Origin of the sequence: Diaminobutyricibacter sp. McL0608 (assembly GCF_039613825.1) — a bacterium.
GTDB lineage: Bacteria > Actinomycetota > Actinomycetes > Actinomycetales > Microbacteriaceae > Diaminobutyricibacter.
Window position 1 is genome coordinate 605,828 of sequence record NZ_CP154826.1, and the last position, 15,224, is coordinate 621,051.

Annotated in this window: 15 protein-coding genes and 1 pseudogene; 11 read left to right on the top strand and 5 right to left on the bottom strand. The window is 66.1% G+C overall.

Going from position 1 to position 15,224, the window contains the following annotated elements:
* Positions 1–9 precede the first annotated feature (9 nt).
* On the bottom strand, positions 10–687 hold the full coding sequence (locus AAYO93_RS02835; protein WP_345763504.1) for a TetR/AcrR family transcriptional regulator C-terminal domain-containing protein: 678 nt from the start codon (positions 685–687) through the stop codon (positions 10–12).
* An 88-nt stretch (positions 688–775) separates the two neighbouring features.
* On the opposite strand from AAYO93_RS02835, the gene AAYO93_RS02840 reads away from it, so the two are divergent.
* From AAYO93_RS02840 to AAYO93_RS02850, 3 genes are all read left to right on the top strand, one after another.
* Complete coding sequence (locus AAYO93_RS02840; protein ID WP_345763505.1) at positions 776–1,804, top strand: NAD(P)-dependent alcohol dehydrogenase; 1,029 nt, start codon at positions 776–778, stop codon at positions 1,802–1,804.
* A gap of 60 nt (positions 1,805–1,864) precedes the next feature.
* Positions 1,865–2,578 carry a DUF4386 domain-containing protein gene (locus AAYO93_RS02845; protein ID WP_345763506.1) on the top strand — a complete coding sequence of 238 codons (714 nt, stop codon included), beginning with the start codon at positions 1,865–1,867 and terminating at the stop codon, positions 2,576–2,578.
* Between the two features lie 173 nt (positions 2,579–2,751).
* A complete protein-coding gene (locus AAYO93_RS02850) occupies positions 2,752–4,035 on the top strand; it encodes a DUF445 domain-containing protein (RefSeq protein ID WP_345763507.1) in 1,284 nt (427 codons plus the stop codon).
* Here the strand turns inward: AAYO93_RS02850 and AAYO93_RS02855 are convergent, their stop codons facing one another.
* Positions 4,036–4,434, bottom strand: coding sequence for a DUF1801 domain-containing protein (locus AAYO93_RS02855; RefSeq protein ID WP_345763508.1), 399 nt, complete (start codon positions 4,432–4,434; stop codon positions 4,036–4,038). It lies immediately after the preceding gene.
* 434 nt (positions 4,435–4,868) lie between these two features.
* Here AAYO93_RS02855 and AAYO93_RS02860 point away from each other — a divergent pair, with 434 nt between their 5' ends.
* On the top strand, positions 4,869–5,999 hold the full coding sequence (locus AAYO93_RS02860) for an endo-1,4-beta-xylanase (protein WP_345763509.1): 1,131 nt from the start codon (positions 4,869–4,871) through the stop codon (positions 5,997–5,999).
* A 61-nt stretch (positions 6,000–6,060) separates the two neighbouring features.
* On the opposite strand, the gene AAYO93_RS02865 is transcribed toward AAYO93_RS02860, so the two are convergent.
* The gene (locus AAYO93_RS02865) at positions 6,061–7,002 is read right to left on the bottom strand and encodes an RNA polymerase sigma-70 factor (RefSeq protein ID WP_345763510.1); all 942 of its coding nucleotides are present in this window, start codon (positions 7,000–7,002) and stop codon (positions 6,061–6,063) included.
* A 182-nt stretch (positions 7,003–7,184) separates the two neighbouring features.
* On the opposite strand from AAYO93_RS02865, the gene AAYO93_RS02870 reads away from it, so the two are divergent.
* The 5 genes from AAYO93_RS02870 (at position 7,185) to AAYO93_RS02890 (ending at position 13,308) form a co-directional block, all read left to right on the top strand.
* Positions 7,185–7,967: an oxidoreductase gene (locus AAYO93_RS02870; protein WP_345763511.1), complete on the top strand. Its 783-nt coding sequence runs from the start codon at positions 7,185–7,187 to the stop codon at positions 7,965–7,967.
* A gap of 83 nt (positions 7,968–8,050) precedes the next feature.
* Positions 8,051–9,082, top strand: coding sequence for a 3-oxoacyl-ACP synthase III (locus AAYO93_RS02875; RefSeq protein WP_345763512.1), 1,032 nt, complete (start codon positions 8,051–8,053; stop codon positions 9,080–9,082).
* Between the two features lie 3 nt (positions 9,083–9,085).
* Entirely contained in the window at positions 9,086–11,740 is a 2,655-nt protein-coding gene (locus AAYO93_RS02880) for an alpha/beta fold hydrolase (protein WP_345763513.1), read from the top strand.
* Positions 11,737–12,723, top strand: a complete 987-nt coding sequence (locus tag AAYO93_RS02885) for an NAD-dependent epimerase/dehydratase family protein (protein ID WP_345763514.1) — start codon at positions 11,737–11,739, stop codon at positions 12,721–12,723. The genes AAYO93_RS02880 and AAYO93_RS02885 overlap by 4 nt, the downstream gene beginning before the upstream one ends.
* A gap of 33 nt (positions 12,724–12,756) precedes the next feature.
* The gene (locus tag AAYO93_RS02890) at positions 12,757–13,308 is read left to right on the top strand and encodes an isochorismatase family protein (protein ID WP_345763515.1); all 552 of its coding nucleotides are present in this window, start codon (positions 12,757–12,759) and stop codon (positions 13,306–13,308) included.
* 7 nt (positions 13,309–13,315) lie between these two features.
* Here the strand turns inward: AAYO93_RS02890 and AAYO93_RS02895 are convergent, their stop codons facing one another.
* A complete protein-coding gene (locus AAYO93_RS02895) occupies positions 13,316–13,759 on the bottom strand; it encodes a DUF892 family protein (protein ID WP_345763516.1) in 444 nt (147 codons plus the stop codon).
* Between the two features lie 204 nt (positions 13,760–13,963).
* Positions 13,964–14,290, bottom strand: a complete 327-nt coding sequence (locus AAYO93_RS02900) for a hypothetical protein (RefSeq protein WP_345764951.1) — start codon at positions 14,288–14,290, stop codon at positions 13,964–13,966.
* Between AAYO93_RS02900 and AAYO93_RS02905 the strand changes: the two are divergent.
* Both AAYO93_RS02905 and AAYO93_RS02910 read left to right on the top strand, forming a co-directional pair.
* A pseudogene (locus AAYO93_RS02905) lies at positions 14,211–14,456 on the top strand (VOC family protein); the annotation flags it as partial. The gene AAYO93_RS02900 and the pseudogene AAYO93_RS02905 sit on opposite strands and share 80 nt — an antisense overlap.
* Before the next feature lie 100 nt (positions 14,457–14,556).
* Positions 14,557–15,219, top strand: coding sequence for a hypothetical protein (locus tag AAYO93_RS02910; protein ID WP_345763517.1), 663 nt, complete (start codon positions 14,557–14,559; stop codon positions 15,217–15,219).
* Positions 15,220–15,224: the final 5 nt, after the last annotated feature.

Sequence of the window (15,224 nt, forward strand, 5' to 3'; positions counted from 1 at the left end):
TGTATGATCTCACCCGTCGGCGATCAGCGCTTTCGCCAGCCCGTCGAGAATCAGGGTGATGCCGAAGGCGAATTCGTTGCCGAAATCGTAGCCGGGCTGAAATACGTGCTCGGTCGCCAATTCGACGAGGTGCGGGTATTCGCCGGGTTCGAACGGCTGCATGATCGACTCGGCCACTTCCGCCGCCGTGCTCGAGTCGAAGGGGAGCGCGGCCTCCTGGAGCGCAAATCCGTACACGTAGCTGTCGAGGAGGGCGTAGGCGTGAGCGGTCGTGGCAACGGAGAACCCTGCGCCGCGCAGCACGCCGATGATCCGGTCATGGTGGCGGAGCGTCGCGGGCCCGGGTGTGGACCTCGACTCCAGTAACGCGATCGCCCAGGAATTGCGGGCAAGCACGCGACGTGCGGACTGTGCCCACGTGTGCAACTCCTGCGACCAGTCGCGGTCGAGCGACGGCAGGTCGATCTCTGCGAACACGAGGTCGACGATGCTGTCGAGGATCTCGCTCTTGTTCGCGACGTAGTAGTAGACGGACATCGGCTTCACGCCGAGACGTTCGGCGAGGGAGCGGATCGTCAGCGAGGCGATGCCGGCCTCTCCTGCGATGGCGATGGCCGCGTGCAGCACACGTTCCCGGCTCAGTCGCCCTGGTGTTGAGGGCTTAGCGGCGGCGTCTTCGAATGTCACAGCTTCAGCCTATCGCTATTTGGTACTTAGTACGATACAGTTTCGTACTAAGTACGGAACGGCAGTTCGCCGGCCCGAAAGGAGCGGCATGTCATCCCTCAGCAAGCCCGTCAGCGCCGAAGAGCGGGCGAAAGGAACGTATCCGGCCGGCTCGATGCGTGCGATCGCACAGGAACGATATGGTCTCGCCGACGTCCTGCAACTCCGGTCGATGCCACGACCGACGCCTTCCGCCAGGGAGGTACTTATGCATGTCCGCGCAGCCGGCCTCGGCCGCAGCACCTGGCACCTCATGACAGGTAAGCCCTACGCGATGCGCCTGGGGTTCGGGATGCGCGGGCCGAAGCAGCCGGTCGCGGGTCAGGATGTAGCCGGCACAGTCGTCGCGATCGGTGAGGGGGTCACCCGCTTCGCGGTCGGCGACGAGGTGTTCGGAGTGGGCCGGGGATCGTTCGCCGAGTACACCGTCGCGTTGGAATCAAAACTGACGCATAAGCCGAAGAGCGTCAGTTTCGCAGACGCCGCCTCCTCTCCTGTCTCGGCCATCACCGCCATGCAAGCCATACGGTGCGCCGACCTGGCCGCCGGTCAATCCGTGCTGGTCATCGGCGCCTCCGGAGGCGTCGGCAGCTTTGCCGTGCAGCTTGCGAAAGCCGCAGGCGCGGAGGTCAGCGGCACCTGCAGCACGAAGAAAGTGTCGTTCGTGCGGCAGCTCGGCGCCGACCACGTCATCGACTACACCCGCGCCGGATCCATGGAGAGCGACCACCGCTACGACGTGATCCTCGACATCGGGGGAAACACTCCTCTCGCGCGGCTCCGCCGGGCCCTCACCCCGTCGGGCGTGGTCGTCTTGGTCGGCGGAGAGAATGCCGGCAACTGGGTCGGGATGAGCAGACAGGTGCGAGCGCTCATCCTCACGCCGTTCATCCGTCAGCGTCTAGTCATGCTGATGGGTACACAGTCCACGGCCGATCTCGACGAGCTCAGCGCACTGCTGGGCGCTGGCACCATCACCGCGAGGGTGGACACGACCTTTCCGCTCGAGAGCGCGCCGGATGCGATGCGCTACCTCGAAGCAGGAAAGGCGCAGGGCAAGATCGTCATCACCGTCTGATCGAGCCCCGATTTCCGCCGGCCGAGCCGGACGAATGTAAGCGATCCGGAAGGATCTGAAATGACAACCACAACACCCCCGGCCGACACAGCCAGGGAATCACGCAATCGGGCAGGCAGCTGGGTCGGTTCACGAATGGTGAGCTCGAGACTCATCGGTTCGCTCTTCCTACTCGGGTTCGTCTGTTACGGAACCGGCTTCGCGCTCGTCTCGTCGGTGATCGGCGCGGCCGATTTCCCTGCCTCTGTTGCCGAGAAGCAGACAATGCTGGTGATCGGGGTCTTCCTGATGCTCATGAACACCGTTGTCGACGTGGGCAAGGCCGTCCTGTTCTTCCCGATCCTCGACCGGTACGGGCGCAGGACTGCGCTCACCTACCTGGCAGCCATGATCATCGAAGTGGTGCTGCTGACGATCGGGGCGTTGAGCCTTCTTCTTCTGATCCCCATCGCGGGCGGCCCGGCGGGCGGACACTCCCTCGCACCGCTCGCGGTCGCGGCGAACGCTGTCGCCTACCAGGTCGCCGAGATGACGCTCGCGATCGGCTGCCTCTTCCTGTTCGCCCTCCTCTATCGCAGTCGTCTCATTCCGCGCTTCCTCTCGGTGTGGGGAATCGCAGGCTACGGAATCCTCCTCGCAGGCAGCGTCGCAGAACTCTGCGGCCTGCAGGTCGGCACCATCCTCTCCATTCCCGGCGGACTGCTCGAACTGGCGCTGGCGTTCTGGCTCCTGATCAAGGGGTTCGCGCCCAAAGCGTATGACCCGGTCTACTGATCGGGGCACGGTGACGGGGTGTCATGTGGAGTACCCGCTGTCAACATAAAGCCAAGGTCTGGGGTCAGGATCAGCTCACGACGTTTTGGGTGATCCTTCGTTGTCGATCATTGGGGACACCACGATGGCCGCGTCACCTACGGTGGTGAGTGCGGCGTCCCGGGAGGAACACGATGACCACTACCACGCGCGACAGTCTGTTCGGCGAAGCCGACCTCGAGCGTCGAGCTGGGCTTCGGCGCATGAAGACGCTCGCGACAGCCCTCCTGATTCTCTCGGCGGTCGTCTTCGCGGTCGCTTTCGCATTCGAGGACCGGTATGCGTGGCTGAGCTTCGTGCGGGCGGCGGCGGAGGGGGCGATGGTGGGGGCCCTTGCGGACTGGTTCGCGGTGACCGCTCTGTTCCGGTATCCGCTCGGTCTGCGCATCCCGCATACGGCGATCATCCCGAACCGCAAAGACGAGATCGGGGCGAGCCTCGGCGAGTTCGTCGAACAGAACTTCCTCTCCGACGAGGTGGTGCGCAGCAAGCTGGCCACCTTCAGCGTGGCCGACCGGCTGGGTGCGTGGCTCGCTGATCCGGTGAATGCGGAGCGAGCGAGCGCCGAGGGTGCCGTGATGGCGCAGGGTGTGCTGCGCTTTCTTAGCGACGGTGACGTAGAGAGCCTCATCGAAAGGCTGGCCCGGGAGTATTTGTTCGACCGGGAGTGGGCGCCCACGCTCGGTCGGGTGGGGTCGGAGCTCGTCGCCGCCGACCAGCAGCGCGCGGTCGTCGACGCCCTTGTCGATGCGGCGGAGACGTGGCTCACCGAGCATCCGGATGCGCTCGGCGAGATCGTCTCCACTCGTCTGCCGCGCTGGGTTCCCGGGTTCGTCGGCGACCTCGCCGACCAGCGCGCGCATCGAGAGGTGATCGGTCTGCTGCACTCGGTGCGCGATGACCCGGAGCATCCCCTGCGGGTGGCGATCGACGTCTACCTTGTCGATCTCACCGATCGGTTGCAGAACGACACCGCGATGTCCGAACGGGTCGAGGAGATCAAGGCCGAGTTCCTGCAGAGCCCCCGGTTGCGCTCCTTCGCCGGCCGGCTGTGGGAGGCGGTGAAGACAACGCTCGCCGAGTCACTGGCCGACCCCGCGAGCGAATTGCGGTCGGCAGCGACATCCGCGCTGGTCGATATCGGCGTGCGGCTCACGAGTGATCAGGCGCTCTCGGCCAAGATCGACGCGTGGATCGCCGACGCGGCGGGCTATGCGGTGCAGAAGTACCGTCACGATCTCGCCTCGGTGATCAGTGACACGGTGAAGCGCTGGGATGCTCGCGAGACCACACAGAAGATCGAGCTGCAGGTCGGTCGCGATCTTCAGTTCATCCGCATCAACGGCACGGTGGTCGGGGCGATAGCGGGCGTCGGGATCTTCGCGATCGCCACGGGCGTGCACGCTCTGTTCGCCTGATCAGGTCGCAGCTTTCGCAACGCGGTCGGCGATCGCCGCGGCGGTCGCTTCCGACAAGTGTTCCAGGGCGTACGACGTCGGCCAGAACCCCTCGGGTTCGTCGAGGCCCGCGCTCACGCTGAAACCGAGGGTCGAGTAGCGGGCTTTGTCCATGAGGCCACTGCGGAAGAAGACGATGACCTTGCCATCCCTCGCCCAACCGGGCTGGCCGTAGTAGAGCCGAGGCCGCAGATCAGGTGCCGCCTCGGAGACGATCGCATGCAGGCGTTCGGCCATGCTGCGGTCGGGCTGCGGCATGTCCGCAATCTTCGCCTCGAACTCGGCCCGATCAGAGGCCTCCTTCTCCTCGGCGCTTGCGCGGCGAGCCTGCGCCTTCAACTCCGCGGCGCGGGCCTTCATGGCCGCACGCTCCTGAGAAGAGAACGTTCCGGCATCACTTGGTGGCGTATTCATTAGACGGATTCCTCACGTCTCGACGTTTGCCAGTCGGTAGCTGACTGGACCTCACGCTAACACGATGGTTGCGGCGCGTGCGTCACATCAACCACGACCACACCAGGACGCGAACGCCATACGCTGCGACAGATCGCCCGGGCGTCGGAGGTCTCCGTCGCAGCCGCCTCATACGCTCTCAATGGTCGCCCCGGGGTCTCCGCCGAGCCGCTGCCGCGATCTATCGGGGGAAGCGCTCTCAGCCGACGAGTAGACGTATTTGTCTATCCCCGTTGACGGGGCTGGGTGTGGGAATTAGTGTGTTGAAACAACATATAGGGGTCGATCTTCATCTGCTTTTCGAAATCGATTTCCATACGATCCGTACAAAGGAGTACCACGTGAATTCACGTCGCCGATCCGCTCTCATCACCACCGCAGCTCTTGGTGCGAGCGTTGTCCTGTTCAGCCAGGCTGCCGCCTTCGCGGGTCAGCCGTCCCATCACAACCCGGCCCCACCATCCGATTCGCTGAGGGCGTTGGCCGCACCCGTGGGTCTGCGAATCGGGACCGCGGTCAACACCGACCAGCTCGCCAGCAACCCCGCCTACACAGCGATTCTGAACAGCCAGTTCTCGTCGGTCACGCCGGAGAACGTCATGAAATGGGACGCCGTCGAACCCACCCAGGGCACCTACAACTGGGCGCCCGCCGACGCGCTGGTCGCCTCCGCCAAGGCCAACGGCCAGCTCGTGCGCGGGCACACACTCGTGTGGCACAGCCAGCTGCCCGCATGGCTCACCCAGGAAGCGTCCTCCCTGAGCGCCGACCAGCTCCGGGCACTGCTCAAGAAGCACATCACTGACGAGGTCACCCACTTCAAGGGCAAGATCTGGCAGTGGGATGTGGTCAATGAAGCCTTCAACGACGACGGCACGCTTCGCGACACGATCTGGTTGCAGAAGCTCGGTTCCGGCTATATCGCCGACGCTTTCCGCTGGGCTCACGCAGCCGACCCGAAGGCGAAGCTGTTCTACAACGACTACAACATCGAGTACACGGGCCCGAAGAGCAACGCGGTCTATGCGCTCGTGTCCCAGCTGAAGTCGCAGGGCGTCCCCATCGACGGAGTCGGATTCCAGACCCACCTCGACACGCAGTACGGGCTGCCCGACCTGGAGAACAACCTGCAGCGCTTCGCCAAGCTCGGCCTGAACGTCGCCGAGACCGAGGTCGACGTGCGCACGACACTTCCGGTGACCTCGCTTGAGCAGAACGCCCAGGTCGCGGGATACACCTCGACTCTTCAGGCATGCCTCGCGGTGAAGCAATGCATTTCGTACACCGTCTGGGGATTCGGGGACGCGTATTCGTGGGTCCCGAGCGTCTTCGCAGGTGAGGGCGCGGCCGACATCTACGACGCCGACCTCCAGCCGAAGGCCGAGTACACCGCACTCCAGCAGACGCTCGCGCTGGCCACCGGCGCGCCACATCGCCCCGACAGCGGGCACGACGACGGCGATCGCCACTGAATGAGCTGACCACCTGATGGACGACGCTGCGCCGGGCCACACTGCCCGGCGCAGCGTCACGTCAACGAGTGCGAAGGGCGCCGACAGTTTCACGAACGACGGCCCAGGCATCCGATACGGGGCCGACGTGCGCGAGTTTGTCCGGATTGGTGACCGCTCTGATCGCCCGCACCTGCCCGTCGTCGATCTCAAGCGTCCAGGTGTTGATGACCCGCCCGTCCCGATCGTAGAAGATTGCACCCGGCTCGCCGTTGAGCTCGCGCGGTCGGATGCTGCCGCCGCGTTCCATGAACGGGGTGACGAGTGTGGACAGGAGACGCGCCACGTTGTCGGCACCGGAGATTCCTCTGCCCCAGAGTGGCGCCTTTCCACCGTTGTCGCCGAGGAGTTGAACATCCGCCGCGAGAAGTTCGCGTAGTGCCACAACATCGCCGTCGCGAAACGCAGTGATGAACTGATCAGCGAGCTGCTGTCGCTTGCGACGATCGACCTGAAATCGGGGTCTGCCGTCTTGCATATGCCTTCGTGCGCGACCGGCGAGCTGCCTGCAGGCCTCCTCGTTCCGCTCCAGGGCAGCGGCCACGTCCGCAAAGGTGAATCCGAACACCTCATGGAGAACGAACACCGCCCGCTCCAGAGGCGAAAGCCTCTCGAGCAGAAGGAGTGCCGCCACAGACACAGAGTCGGCCAATTCGGCGGCGCGCGCGGGATCCTCGTATGGATCACTCAGGAGCGGTTCGGGAAACCACTCGCCCACGTACCTCTCGCGGCGCACTCTGGCGGAGCGCAGCTCGTCGATTGCGATGCGGGTGACCACCGAAGCAAGGAAGGACTTCGGTGACCGCACCGAGTCGGCGAGCGGTTCGTACCGCAACCAAGCCTCCTGGATGACGTCCTCGCTCTCGGAGACGCTCCCGGTGATGCGGTAAGCGATCGAGAAGAGAAGGGCCCGCAAGGCCTCGAACTGTTGCTCCGGGGACGACGGTTCGTCAGTCGTGGTCAACCGAGTTCCTTCCTTATTCCATCGCGCTCGCTCAAAGAGACGAAGCGCAAACGCGATCTGTGACATTTCTCGGCCGACTCGTGGCAATGTCACGCTCGCCACCTGCTGTCTCGTCCCGAAGGGAGCGACGCGCATCGGACCGGTGCGCGCGCTGGTCCGAAGGCAGATAGAGGAGAAGCATCGTGAGCACGGAATTGAATGGCAAGACGGCTCTGGTAACCGGAGCGAGCCGAGGAATCGGGTTGGCGATCGTGCGGGCGTTGATCGCCGCGGGAGCCACGGTGGTCGGTTCGTCGCGCAGAGTGTCCGCGGAACTCGTCGAAAGCGGAGCATTCACCTACTCTGCAGATCTGACCACCGCCGAGGGACCCGCGGAGCTGGTACGCGCAGCTCTGGCGCACGTCGGCGACCTTGACATCGTCGTCAATTGCGCCGGTGGCGGGAGCGCCGATGACCTGCGAGGGTTCTTCGACTACGACGATGAGATCTGGCGCAAGACATTCGACCTGAATCTGTTCGCCGCCGTTCGGACGTGCCGCTCGGCGATTCCGAGTCTGGTCCGCCGGCAGGGGCTCGTCGTCAACATCTCTTCTGTCGGGGCACATCTGCCGCACACGGGCCCGGTACCGTACGGCACGGCCAAGGCCGCGCTGACCGCGTACGGAAAGGCGTTGGCCGAGGAAGTCGCCGCGCAGGGTGTCCGCGTCGTCACTGTTACTCCGGGCCTGACTCGCACCCCGACGTGGACCGCGGCGGATGGCCTCGGCGCCACGCTCGCCGCCCAACAGGGCATCTCACAGGCCGAGCTTCTCGCGGCGCTTCCCGCGCTTTCGGGAAGCAGCTCAGGACGATTCGTCGAGCCCGAAGAAGTAGCGGCTCTCGTCTGCTTTCTGGCCTCATCAGCCGTACCGAGCATGACCGGGCAGGAATATCTCATCGACGGAGGTGCGATCAAGACAGTGTGAGTTCGACCTCGGCGCAGAGGGCCCGCTCCCGCCCCTCCTGTCAACGCCCTGTCTTATCCATGTTTTGGAACTAGGGTGTGGAGATGGCCCATGTCCCCGGGAATGCAACGACCCGGTACAACAATGTTTCGTTGCTCTCCGTTGCGGCCACTCTGGCGAATCGCATCACGACGTCCGAGGAGATCGAACGTCGTCTGCTGCCCGTGCTGGAGCGGCTGAAGTTGCCGACCGGACTGCTCGAGCGGGTCGCCGGAGTTCGCGAGCGTCGCAACTGGGAAGAGGGCGTGACCTTCGACTCCGCCGCAGTCGACGCCGGGCGCCGCGCGCTCGCCGAGGCGGGCGTGCGACCCGGCCAGGTGGGCCTTCTCATCAATACGTCGATCACTCGTCCGCACCTCGAGCCGTCGGTCGCGGTGCGCATCCACCACGGGCTTGGGCTGCCGTCGTCGGCGGTCAATTTCGACGTCACGAACGCCTGCCTCGGCTTCGTGAACGGCATCAACCTCGCCGCAGGAATGGTCGACTCTGGGCAGGTCGACTACGCGGTGGTGGTGGACGGCGAGGATGCCGACCAGGTTCAGCTCAACACGATCGAGCGACTGAAGCGTGCGGGCATCGGACGCGCAGAGTTCATGAGTGAGTTCGCGAGTCTCACGCTCGGGTCCGGCGCGGCGGCGGCCGTGATCGGCCGAAGCGACCGGCATCCCGAAGGCCACCGCATTCTCGGCGGGGTCACGCGCGCTGCCACACAGTTCAACGCCCTCTGCGTCGGCAGTGTCGACGGCATGTTCACCGATGCGAAAGCTCTCCTGAAGGGTGGTATGGACCTCGTGACCGCCGCCTGGCGAGAAGCGCGCAACCACTGGAACTGGTCGCAGATGGACCGGTACATCATGCACCAGGTCTCCGACGTGCACACCGACGCCATTGTGAAGGCGGTGAAACTCGACAGGTCGCGCGTTCCGCTCACCTACCCGACGCTCGGCAACATCGGGCCGGCCTCGATTCCTATCACGCTCGCGCAGGAGGAGGCGTCACTGCGACTCGGCGACCGGGTGCTTCTCATGGGGGTGGGCTCCGGCCTCAACACGTCGATGCTCGAGATGGCCTGGTAAGGCGTGCGCATTGCGGCATCCTTCCCGCCGCCCGGCTTGCCGGGGCTGACCAGGGACTTCTCGCGTATCGTCACGGCAGCCGGAGCCGAGTGGCATCTGCTCGACTCGGGCCCCACGCTCGACGCGGCGGGCATCACGCCGGTCGGCACGCTCCTGTGTGTCCACGGCAACCCCACCTGGTCGTACCTGTGGCGCCGCCTCGTCGAGGAGGCAGCGGATGCGGCTGAGACGAACGGTGTCCGCCCAGCATGGAGGGTGATCGCCGTCGACCAGCTCGAGATGGGCTACTCCGAACGGACCGGTCGCTTTCGCCGTCTCGTGGATCGGGTCGCCGATCTGGGCGCTCTCACCGACGCGCTCGGCCTTGCAGGACCGGTCGTCACCGTCGGGCATGACTGGGGTGGGCCGGTGAGCCTGGGGTGGGCGATCGACCACCCCGACGTCCTCTCCGGGGTCGTCCTGCTCAACACGGCGGTGCATCAACCCGACGGTCGATCGATTCCAGCGCCGCTCCGCGCGGCGCTTGCGCCGGGCGTGCTCGGACTCGCGACAGCGGGCACGCCATCATTCCTCGAGACGACCCTGTCGCTCGCCAGGCCCCGGCTCGACCCGGGGGTCCGCGAGGCATTCCGTTCGCCGTACAGGTCAGCTGAACTGCGGCATGGCATCCGCGACTTCGTCGCTGACATCCCTGTTGACGCGTCTCACCCGAGCAATACCGAGCTCGACCGCATAGCAGCGGGGGTCGCCCCCCTCAGCGTCCCGGCGCTCATCCTCTGGGGCCCGCGCGATCCCGTGTTCGGTGAAGTGCACCTGCGCGATCTGCTCCAGCGAATGCCGCACGCCGACGTTCATCGCGTCGAAGGCGCCGGGCACCTCATCGCCGAGGAGGTCGACTACGCGCCCATAGTGCTCGATTGGCTGACCGAGGCGGTCCTGCAGCACACCGGAAACGTGGGAACCGACACGGAGGAGTGGTCGAGCGAACCCTTATGGGCGGCGCTGGAGCGCAACGCGGGGAGCGGGGCGCCGGCCCTGATCGACATGGGCGCGGGCTCGGCCGGGGCGACGCGAATCATCTCCTGGTCGCGGTTCGCTCGACGGGTCGATGAACTGGCGCAGGGTCTCGTCGCCGCCGGGGTGCGGCCCGGCGATCGGGTGAGCCTTCTCGTGCCGCCGTCGGCCGATCTCACGGCCGTGCTCTACGCCGTGATGCGCATCGGCGCGGTCGTCGTCGTCGCAGACGCCGGTCTCGGGTTGCGCGGGCTTGGTCGGGCCATCCGCGGTGCCCACCCCACCGTCATTGTCGGCGCCGTCCCCGGCCTCGCCGCCGCTCGCGCGCTCGGTTGGCCCGGCCGCCGAATTTCGGTCCCGACCCTGTCACCCGCACTGGCGCGCTCCCTCGGGGTCGAACACTCGCTCGGAGACCTGCTCCGACTTGCGCGGGCGACCGCGAGCGCGTCCGATCGCGCTCCGCTCGTGACGCCGGCGCCGTCCGATCTCGCGGCCGTTCTCTTCACCTCGGGCTCGACCGGTCCGGCGAAGGGGGTGCGGTACACGCACGCGCAGCTCAGCGCCCTGCGCGATGCACTTGCCGGCCAGTACGAGCTCGGCGAGGGTACGGGAATCGTCGCCGGGTTCGCGCCATTCGCGCTGCTCGGTCCGGCGCTGGGCGCTCGGTCCGTGATCCCGGTCGGCGACGTTACCGCGCCGCGTACCCTCACCGCGACTGCGGTCGCCGACGCGGCGGGAGCCGCCGACGCGACAGTGCTGTTCCTCTCGCCGGCCGCGCTCGCGAATGTGGTGGCGACCGCTGACGAACTCGACGCGACACAGCACGACGCTCTCTCGCGCATCCGCACCGTTCTTTCAGCGGGGGCCCCGGTGCCGGTACGACTGCTCGAACGCATCGTCGCCCTCATGCCCAACGCCACTGCCCACACGCCATACGGGATGACCGAGGGCCTGCTCATGACTGACATCACGCTTGAGGGCATCCGCGTCGCGTCTGAAGACGCCGCGACGGAGGCCCACATGGATGCTGGTGGTGTGTGCGTAGGCGCGCCTGTCGCGGGCGTCACCGTGCGCATCAGCCCGCTCGACGAGAACGGGCACCCGACCGACGAGCTCACCACCGAGCCCGGTGTCACCGGCGAGATCGTCGTCGAGGCCCCGCACCTGCGCGACGGCTACGACCGGCTCTGGGCGGTCGACCGCATCGCGAAAGCGCACAACGTCCGCGGTGCGCGGCGGCACAGCACGGGGGATGTCGGCCACCTGGACGCCCAGGGCCGTCTCTGGATCGAGGGGCGGCTGCAGCACGTCGTAGTCACTGCCGACGGCGTCGTCACCCCGGTCGGCATCGAGCAGCACATCGAGAGTGTCAGCGGAGTGCGTCGTGCGGCCCTCGTCGGCGTTGGCCCGCGCGGCACACAGGCGCTCGTGGCGGTCGTCGAACTGGAGGGTGCGGCTCAGTCGGGGCTCGCCGAAGCGCAGCTGGCGACTGTGGTGCGGGCAGCGACTCCGCGGCCACTCGCAGCGGTGCTCACGGTGAGGGCGCTGCCGACCGACATCCGTCACAACTCCAAGATCGACCGCACGGCAGTGGCGACGTGGGCCGACGCTGTGCTTCGCGGCGAACGGAAGCGCCGGCCGTGAGGGTGCTCGTCACCGGGGCGAGCAGTTACCTCGGCGGTGCGGTCGCGTCGGCGCTCGTCGCCCAAGGCTACGACGTGCGCACACTGCAGCGGCGCCCGTCGAACGTCGCGGGCGCGGTCGACGTGCTGGGCGATGTGACGGATGCCGTTCGCGTGCGAACTGCGGTCGAAGGCGTCGAAGCTGTCGTTCACCTTGCCGCGAAAGTGTCGTTGGCCGGCGCGGTCGCCGAATTCGATCGCGTCAACGTCGGGGGCACCAGCACACTGCTCGCGGAGGCGCGCATGGCCGGCGTGCGGCGCATCGTGCATGTCTCGTCGCCGTCGGTCGCGCACGTGGGGGCATCGCTCATCGGCGAACCCACCCGTCCTGCTGACCCCTCTCGCGCTCGAGGAGACTATGCGCGGACCAAGGCTGCAGGGGAACTCCTCGCACTCGCCGCCGACGCGCCGGGCTTCGCGGTCGTCGTCGTGAGGCCGCACCTCGTGTGGGGACCAGGTGATCCGCAACTGGTCGGCCGTATCGTCGGCCGCGCCAGACGCGGCCGGCTGCCGGTCATCGGGAGTGGCGCCGCCCTCATCGACACCACCTACATCGATAACGCAGTCTCGGGCCTTGTCGCCGCGCTCCACGACGCCGAGAAGGTGCACGGTCGGTCGTACGTGCTGACGAACGGCGAGCCACGCCCCGTCGCCGAGCTCCTCACGGGCATCTGCACCGCGTGCGGTGCCCCGGCTCCGTCGTGGCGGGTGCCCCCTGTCCTCGCCCGCACTGCCGGCGGAATCGTTGAAGCCCTCTGGCGCAGCGGGCCGGGCCGCGACGAGCCGCCGATGACGCGGTTCCTCGCCGAGCAGCTCTCGACTGCCCATTGGTTCGATCAGCGCCGTATCCGCGACGACCTCCAGTGGTCGCCGACCGTGACGATCGACGATGGCCTCGCGCGGCTTGCCGTGTGGTGGGCCAAGTCGCAGGAGCTCGGGGATTGACGTCCGCCGGAAACGCGGCCTAACGTCTGGGGCATGACAACGCTCGAAGGGCGGAACAGGACTGCGCTCCTGGTCATCGACGTGCAGAAGGGGGTCATCGACGGCGCCTACCGACGGGATGAGGTGGTCGGCAGGATTCGCTCGCTCGTTGACCGGGCACGAGCCGAGGGGGTGCCGGTCGTATGGATACAGCACTCGGACGACGTCATCGCGTACGGCAGCGAGGAGTGGCAGTACGTCCCCGAACTGCTACGCGACGACGCGGAGCCTCTCGTGCCGAAGCATTACGCCGACGCGTTCGAGGAGACAACACTAGAGTCGGTGCTGGCCGGCGCAGGTGTGGGAAGAATCGTCGTCACCGGATCGCAGACGGACGAGTGCATCCGGTCGACCATCCACGGTGGCCTCACCCGTGGATACGACGTCACCCTTGTCGGCGACGCGCACACGACGGAGGACCTGAGTGAGTGGGGAGCGCCGACGCCTGACCTCGTCGTTGCACACACCAACCTGTACTGGGGAAACCACCGCGCCCCCGGCCGCACGGCCGAAGTGGTCGCCGCCGCCGACGTCGCGTTCGCTTGAAGTGTGATCAGGTCTCGTGTGCGGCGGAGTCCTGCGCCGCGACGTCTTCTGCGGCGTGCTGGATCTTCTCGCTCGCGGCGACCTCCTGCTGCCGATCCTCCGTCAGGAGCCTGACCACTTCGTCAGCGTCGTCCCAGGTCTCGGCGATCGTGATGAGGCTCTGATAGACGCCGATCTCGTACAGCTCCGTCTCAAGCGCGTTTGCCAGCAGCATCGAGTCCACGACCTCGTCATCAGTCTTCGCGAACATCGAATCGCCCTCCTTCGCAAGCCCTTTGGTCGCGGGTGACGGCAAAGCCTTGAGCCGCTCCTCGAGGAGCTGAAAGCGTCGCTCGATGTTGTCTATCTGCTGCCGCGTCTCCGAAGCGTGAGCGTGAAAGAGGTCGCGGGGCTCCCAGCGCTGAGTGCGGTCCTGGAACTCGATGAGCATGGCCAGGGAATCGTGCTCCATTGTCAGGGCGGCGCTCAGCTCTGCGTATCCAAACGTTCGAAGATGATGTTCTTCTTTCGTCTGCTGTCAGTCGTACCCCATGCGGAGGCGGCCCTCAATCCCCTCCAGGACTGCATTCGGGCGCGTGGGCACATCGGGGACGATTCAGCCTTGCAGCCTGAGGGCCTCGGCTCGCACACTCGATGGGGAGGGCTCGAGAGTGAATCAGGAATTGTCGTCGTGCAAGGAGTGGATCATGCTGTGCAGGATCTTAAACGCATAGGACTGCTCGTCCTCGGACATGCCGCCCAGCATCCTGAGCTCGACGGATCGGACTGCAACGCTCGCCTTCTCGAGGCTCCGTCGACCGCGTGACGTCAGCCGCGTGGGAAGAACCTTTCCGACTGGAGCCTCCACCGGCCTGGTCACGTAGCCGTCTCGTTCCAGCGCCTGCAGGAGCACGTTCATCGACTTCGAGACGACGCCGATCGCGTTCGCACTCCGAGAGATAATTCCGGGCACCGATCTCGGGTCCGTTGCCCAGCCCGGCATCGGTGCCGCGATCTGGCTCCATGCCACCGATGTCCAGGCCATTCACGACGCTCTCGTCGCCGACGGCCAAACGATCGTCTCGGCTCCGATCGATGGCCCATTCGGTCGCACGTTCACCTTCGCCGACCCCGACGGCTACCAGGTCACCCTCCACGACCGCTCCTGAGACGCCAGCTGCCGGGAGGATTCCCTGGGGCGCGTCAATCGCTTGGATTGCGTCTCGGTTCGCGGGAAGATGTCTGTCATCCGGCAAGAACGGGAAAACAATGGACCTGTTGCTCACCATCGTCAGCGGCCTGGCGTGGACCATCGTCTACATCGAAGCGATCCGCCTCGGCTTCAGGTACAAGACCTATGCGATACCGGTCGCAGCGCTCGGCCTCAACTTCGCCTGGGAGACCATCTACGGCATCCACGGCCTCACCGAGACCATCTCCGCTCAGTCGGTCATCAACCTCGTGTGGGCCGCGGCCGATGTCGTCATCGTCTTCACGTTCATCCGCTTCGGGCGTGCCGAGCTGCCCAGGTTCGTGACCCGACCGCTGTTCATCGGCTGGACTCTGGTCGTCTTCGGTGTCGCCTTCGCGGTGCAGGCGTTGTTCATCGGCGAGTTCGGCTGGATGGGCGGCGCCCGCTATTCCGCATTCCTTCAGAACCTGCTGATGTCAGGCTTGTTCATCGCCATGCTGGTCGCTCGCCGCGGAGTGCGCGGCCAGTCCATGGTGATCGCCGTCGCCAAGTGGCTCGGAACTCTCGCACCGACCATCCTGTTCGGCGCGCTGGGCGGCCACGTCTTCATCCTCTGGATCGGGCTGCTCTGCAGTGTCCTCGACCTGATCTACATCGGACTGGTGTGGTCCGCGAAGAAGAATCCGATCGCCTTCGCGATGCCGTCGGATGCGGCCGCGCAGCCGGTGACGGCGGGATGACAGTA